Origin of the sequence: Microcystis sp. LSC13-02, assembly GCA_002282935.1 — a bacterium.
Classification (GTDB): Bacteria; Cyanobacteriota; Cyanobacteriia; order Cyanobacteriales; family Microcystaceae; genus Microcystis.
The window spans coordinates 1-7473 of sequence record MTBT01000033.1; the positions used below are offsets into that span (position 1 = coordinate 1).

The following is a 7473-nucleotide window of genomic DNA, read 5'->3' on the forward strand; positions in this document are numbered from 1 at the left end:
TCTCTTTCATCGCCGATTTTTCAACGTAAAGTGCTTACTCTGTAACGATTATACTCGATTTGATCTTTGTTGAGCGTTTAAGTCCCACTAATGCTGACACTTACATCACCCAAGAATTAATCTCCACCCAAACGCCATTAGCCGGCGGTGCAAGTTACAGCATTACTCGCAATATCAACCTCCCCAACTTTGCCACAGGAAACCGTTATCTAATATTTGTCGCTGATGGTTCGGGAGGTCAAGGGGAAACTAACGAGACTAACAATACTCGTGCTGTCGCTATCAATTTGAATGCTCCTGACTTAGTAGTAAGCGATATTACCGCACCAGTTGAAACTCTATCAGGACAACCAATTGAGATCAATTGGACTGTCAAAAACCAAGGCTCAGCAACCGCAGAAGGAACTTGGTATGATTATGTGTCTTTAGTTAATACGGCGACCAATGCAACCCAGTATGTCGGAATTTTTGAATATTCGGGTAGTTTGGCTGCTGGAGCCTCCTTAAATCGTACTCAATCCTACAGCGTTCCCCTCAGTTTAACTGGTAACTATCGAGTCGTTGTGACGACCGATTATTCCGGAAATATTGCTGAAGGAACGCAGAACGAATCGAACAATACCACTACAGATGATCGCTCGATTTCCTTACAACTTGCTCCAGTTCCCAACCTACAAGTTACTGGGGTAACTGCACCAACGACAGCTTTTTCCAGTCAAGAAACCGTCGTACAATGGACGGTTAAAAATGTCGGTACTGGTGCTACTAATGCGCCTGTTTGGTACGATCGCGTTTATCTGTCCCTCGATACTACCTATGACAATACTGATACCTATTTAGGAGACGCAGTTAATCCTAGTTATCTCAACCCGAATGATAGTTATAGCAACAGCTTAACCGTAACCCTACCTCGCGGTATTGATGGCAATTACTATTTCCTCGTACAAGCTGATGTTTATAACTACGTTACCGAAGTTGGTAATGAAGGGGATAATTGGGGTTCTGGTGGGCCGACGGATGTTAATTTAACTCCACCTCCCGATTTACAAGTAACAGCCGTTAATGCTCCCAATGGAGCCTTCTCAGGACAACCGATGAACTTGAGTTGGACTGTCACCAATGCTGGTACAGGACGTACTTTAGAAACAGCTTGGTATGATCGCGTGTTTATGTCGGCGGATGCAACTTTAGATGCAGGCGATCGCTTTTTGGGAGATTTCTATCATAGTGGTGCGTTAAATGCCGGTGCAAATTATACCGGTTCAGCAACAGTTAATTTACCCATTGGTGTAGCGGGAAGTTTCTTCTTCTTTGTCCAAAGTGACATCTACAACAACGTTTATGAGCACGTTTTTGAGAATAACAATAGTGGCTACGACACCACAGCAACGAAGATTACCCTAACGCCACCACCAGATTTAGAGTTTGAATCCTTAACAATTCCGAACAATGCTCGTTCTGGTAGTAATTTAAGCATCAATTATCGAGTCACTAACTTTGGAGCCACAGAAACCCCGAATTATTATTGGACTGATACCTTCTATCTTTCTAGCGATAATCAATTAAATACAGCAACGGACATTAATCTAGGTAGTGTCGGCCAGTATGGCATTCTTTATCCAGGTGATGGTTATGATCGCACCGCTAACTTTAGCTTACCCAATACCTTAACTGGCACCTACTATGTCTTTGGCGTAACCGATAGCGGCGATCAAGTATTTGAATTAAATAATGTTAATAACGTCACTCAAAGCATCAATCAAGTACAAATTGTCTCCCAACCGGCGGATTTAGTCGTTACTGACGCAGTTATTCCGACTACCGGGGAAGCTGGTAAGGCGATTTCCGTGCAATGGACAGTGAAAAACCAGGGGCCTGGGGATACCATTGTTAACAGTTGGAGCGATCGCCTTGTCGCTTCTACCGATGAGGTTTTAGGTGATGCAGATGATCTAACCCTCGCCAGCTTCACCCGCACCGGACTTTTAGCTCCCAATGGTACTTACAGTCGGACTGAAAGTGTTACTTTACCCTTTACCTTAGAAGGCAATTATCAACTATTTGTCGTCACTGATTCGGCTAATAGTGTTTATGAAGGTAGCAATGAGGGGAATAATACCTCTAGTGCCTTTCCTATCACTATCTCTCGTGATACCCCCGATCTCCAAGTTACTAGCATTACTCTGCCAAATACTGTAACTCCCGGACAGCCGCTGACCCTCAGTTGGACGGTAGCGAATTTGGGGGTAGGACGTACTAATAGCAATTATTGGTACGATCGAGTTTATTTGTCTTTAGACAAAAATGTCAGCGGTGATGACATTAATTTAGGGTCGGTTTATCGTTCAGGAGCGTTAGAGCCATCAGCAAGTTACAGCGCCACAGGCACTTTCTCGCTTCCTGTTAATCTGGACGGGAGTTACTATGTTCTGGTGCAAACTGACCGAGATAATAACGTTATTGAAGGTGCATTTGAGAATAATAACGTTTTAGCCAGCGATAGTACCAGTGGAGGCGGTTCGGGAACCGGAAGCCTACCGATTACTCCCGCTCCTTCTGCTGATCTTGCTGTCACTGCCGTCGATGCACCAGAACAGGGAATTGCAGGACAATCTCTGAGTTTAACTTGGACGGTTGTTAATACGGTTGTTAATAATGATGCCAATACGGGTCAAAGTTGGTATGATGCTGTTTATCTGTCCCGCGACCAAGTATTTGATCGCAACAGCGATGTTTATTTAGGCTATCGCAACCATACGGGGGGATTAAATGCAGGAGATAGTTATACTGCCACCCAATCCTTTACTATCCCGCGAGGCTTAGGGGGACGTTTTTACGCCTTCGTGGTGACGGATGGCGGTAATGCTGTTTATGAACGGTTAGGAGAGGTCAATAATGTTAATTATGACGGATTCTCGACGGAAATAATTTTGCCGCCTCCGGTTGATTTAGCAGTAGGGACAATTACTATTCCTGTCAATGGAACTCCTGGTCAAAATGCCACAATTAGTTATACCGTAAACAATCAAAGCACGAATGAGGCGATCGGGACATGGGAAGATACAATCTATCTTTCTCGTGACAATCAATGGGATGTCAATGATGCTTTCTTCGGTCGTGTTTCTCAAACAGGACCAGTTGCTGGAAGCGGAAGCTATAGCAAGACAGTAACCGCTACTTTACCAGGATTAGCAACGGGGGATTACTATGTTATTCTCCGCAGCGACATCCGCAACTACATACCAGAATCTAATGAAGCGAATAATATTAAGGCTTCTTTAGATGACTTTGCTGTTGATGTCGAACAACTAATCTTAGGAGTAGCTGACACCAGCAATCTCATCCGGGGACAATCTTTGTACTATCGCGTTGATGTACCAGCTGGAGAAACTTTAGCTGTTACCCTAGATGGTAGTGGAGCAGAAGTCTTTAGCGAACTCTACGTCAGTTATGGTCAGATTCCGAGTCCTGCTAACTTTGATTTTGGAGCGATTGTTCCATTTAGTACCGATCAAAGAGCAGTCATTCCTACAACAGAAGCAGGCACTTATTATATTCAAGCCTTCAGAAAAGATAGCAGCAATACTCCCGTAGCTTTTGACACCAAAGCTGAACTAATACAGTTTTCTGTCTTCGATAGTGATTACGGACAGGGCGGTAATGTTGGCAAACGTACCATAGAAATTAATGGAGCAAAATTTGATCGCTCTGTTACAGTCAGTTTGAGGGACGAAGCGGGAGTAACGGGTTCGGCTATCAAGACTCTTTATGAAGATTCAACTAAGGCTTATGCTACCTTTGACCTAACAGGATTAGCCCCAGGAGAATACGACATTATTGTTGAAAATGGACAAGGGCAGCAAATCATCCTAACCGATGCTTTGGAAGTCGTAGATGGGGGGGGAGCAAATGTAGTAGCTCAGGTAGATGCTCCCACTACCGTTGGGCGCAGTCGAGGGTACTCTTTTACGGTTAGCTGGTACAACAACGGCATTAATGACGCTCCCACGCCTTTATTAAGAGTAGAAAATACTGTTCCTTTTGGTTTCCATCCCGGCGATACATCCGCAGGTTCTTCCTATAATTTCTTTGGTTTTGATCAGGAAGAAAAGCTGCCTGGTATTTTACGTCCGGGTCAAATCGAAACCGTTACTTTCTTCGGTTACAGTGACAATCAAGTTGGTGATTATATTGTTTCCGTGAATCGTCTTTACAAAGATGAAACTGCTCCATTCGATTGGGATGTTCTCCGCCCCCAGCTAAAAACGTCTGAATTTACTGATGTAGAATTTGAGTCAATTTTTGCTCAATTAATCAGTCAAGTTGGGAACAATAACGGTGACTATCTGAGAATGCTGGCAGAAAATGCAGCTTTAATACCAGAAGAGTTGGGCAGTCCCAATAATGTAGGTGATTTATTAGAGATTGAGTTTTCTCAGGCCAGGGCAGCTATTGGTACATCTCTGACTGGGACAATTTTGGCTAACAGTCTGGATATTGATATTTCCGGACGTAAGGTCATTGCTACCAATACGAACACTGGTGTGGCTTTTAGTACGATTACCCTCAATGATGGCTCGTTTATCTTTGATGATTTAGCCGAGGGAACCTATAGTTTTGAGGTGCAATCTGCTCAAATTGCTGAGCAAATGCCGCTTACTGTGACGGTTAATGCCAATGAAGCACTATCGGGGTTAGAAATCACTATCAATAACGGTGCTAGTGTCAAAGGACAAATTACTGATGCAACCATTAATAATCCTCTCTTGGATACTTTTGTCAAGCTTTACCAAGGAGATGAAGTGGTAGCAACGGTTCAACCGGATGGAGCCGGTTATTATACAATTATGGGCTTAAGCCCCGGCAATTATACCCTGGAAGTTGAATCCCCAAATCGTTCTCGGACATGGATAAGTAATCTGAATTTAACCAATCAAATAGTTACTCAGAATGTTGCCCTTATACCGGAAGCAAAAGTAAGTGGTACAGTAGTTGATGCCAGTGGACAATCCTTAGATGATGTTTTAATTATTGCTCAATTAGAAGCGACTTTACCTAATTCTCAATTTTTCAGTAGCTCCGATAATGGCGCATTTACTGTAGGGGTTTTAAGTGCCGGAACCTACGATATTACTATTGTTACTCCTGATGGCAGTCTCGCCCCAACGGTTGTAGAAAATGTCATCGTTCCCGCTTCGGGTGAGATAAACTTAGGAACGGTAACGCTTTCTCCTCCAGTGAGTCCTAATGCCATTTCTCAGGTTGATTCTGGTGTCATCCAAAGTCTGACAATTCCTGATTGGTTAGATTTGCTAGAATTTAACTGCGCTTCTGCAATTATTCCGCAAGCGACAATATTAGGGGGGAGTGAAGCGGCAAACTTATACCGTCAGTATTTTAACTCTACTAGCCCAAATGGAATCGTCAGTATTGGTGCAGGTAGCTCCATCACTGATTCTTTTAAGAATCATTCTGTCACCAATAAAAATATCACCACGATTCAATCGGAAGTCTTTAATGCCATCAAACAGCAATGGCAAAATACTACCCTATCTTGTGAACATGAGGAGATTAACTTAGACATTCCCTTAAATTCTCTGACCTTTCCTTCGCAAAATTTGCTGTATGCTGATGGTAGTCAGCCGAATGCGCAAAAAGATGCTTGGAATTTTCCTTTCTGGCAAGGTGCAGCTGGAGTTCTGGCGGGAGGTGTGGGTTCAGGCGGTCCGCCGCCACTGGGAGCTTTAACTATCCTTGATAGTCGGGCGGTTAACGGAGTGGCTAAGCTGCATATTCCTGCTGGTTCCAGCAGTGCAACTGTCACCTTTGATCTCAATGTTACGGTAGTTGATACGGTTGATTTCGATCCTGGTAATACGGTTTTCACTGGCTCGGTATTTTGGCAAGCAGCCATTTTGGAAGGAAATAGCAGAGCTTTTGATGTTCCTTTTACTGTTTCTTTCAAGCCTGATACCCAAACCTTTTCTTTCTCAGTCAATTTAGCTGATGACGATTGTGAGGAAGATCCCGATGATGAAGATCCAATTCGCCGCCCCACTTCCGTTGATCCTAATGATATTTTAGGACCCGATGGCTTTGGGGAAGATCGCTGGCTCTCAACAGGAACTCCTTTAGCTTATAGGATTCGCTTTGAAAACGATCCAGTATTTGCTCAGGCTCCGGCTCAAGTGGTACGGATTACTCAACAACTTGATAGCGATCTAGATTTTCGTACTTTCAGATTGGGAGATTTTGGTTTTGGTTCTCTGGTGATCGATGTTCCTGATAACCGCTCTTTTTACCAAGGAAGAGTAGATTTGAATGAAACATTAGGAATTTTCGTTGATGTTTCTGCTGGAGTTGATGTAACTACGGGCGAGACTTTCTGGGAGTTCACGACGGTAGAGCCGACGACGGGAGAGTTACCGATAGATGCCCTAACAGGGTTTTTACCCCCTAATTTAACTTCTCCTGAAGGCGAAGGATTTGTTAATTACAGTGTTCGTACTAAAAGAAATCTCAGTACCGGGACAGTGATTGATGCCGAAGCGGTTATCGTTTTTGATATTAATGAACCCATCAGCACTCCACCTATCTTCAACACCCTTGATGTTGATAAACCTAGCAGTGAAGTTAATGACTTACCTGCAACCACCGCAACCCCTGAATTCCTCGTCAGTTGGACGGGAACAGATACGGGTTCAGCTTTGGCGACTTATACTATTTATGTTTCTGATAATGGCGGAGAATACACGATTTGGCTCAATAATACTGAACTAACCGAAGCCACTTACACGGGGACAGCTGGACATACCTACTCCTTCTATTCGGTTGCAGTTGATAACACAGGTAATACAGAAGCAGCACCGACGACGGCAGATGCAACCATACAAATCGGTGGCGCAGTTAATCAACCTCCACAAATTTCAGTCAATACAGGCTTAACTCTTAATGAAGGATCTAGTTCTGCTATTGCTAATAGTCTGCTTGCTGTCGCAGATCCAGATAATACCGCGGATCAGTTAACTTTTACCATCAGTACGATTCCGACAAATGGGAATTTACAACGCAATGGAGTTACTTTAGCGGTTAATAACACCTTTACCCAAGCCGATATTAATACTGGCTTACTATCCTACATTCACAATGGCGGAGAAACTACCAGTGATAGCTTTAGCTTTACGGTAGCAGATGGAGCAGGTGGTAATATTAATGCCACAAGTTTCGTCATCACAGTTAACCCAGTAGATGACGCACCAACTGTCCTCAATCCGATTACTGATGTTAATGTTGACGAAGATGCAGCTAATACCGTCATTGATATAACCAACGTCTTCACTGATATTGATAATGACATCGCTTTAATTGTCAAATCAGTATTCGTCAATGACAATCCGGGATTAGTCACTGCTACCATCGTTGACAATCAGTTAACCCTCGACTACCAAGACAATCAATCTGGGATAGCTAATA

At 43.5% G+C, this 7473-nt stretch carries 1 protein-coding gene; it reads left to right on the plus strand.

Annotated elements, in window-relative coordinates; all coding sequences use genetic code 11:
* Positions 1–59: 59 nt before the first annotated feature.
* On the plus strand, positions 60–7473 hold a 7414-nt coding region (locus BGL89_RS02230; protein WP_286824207.1), incomplete at its 3' end, for a CARDB domain-containing protein.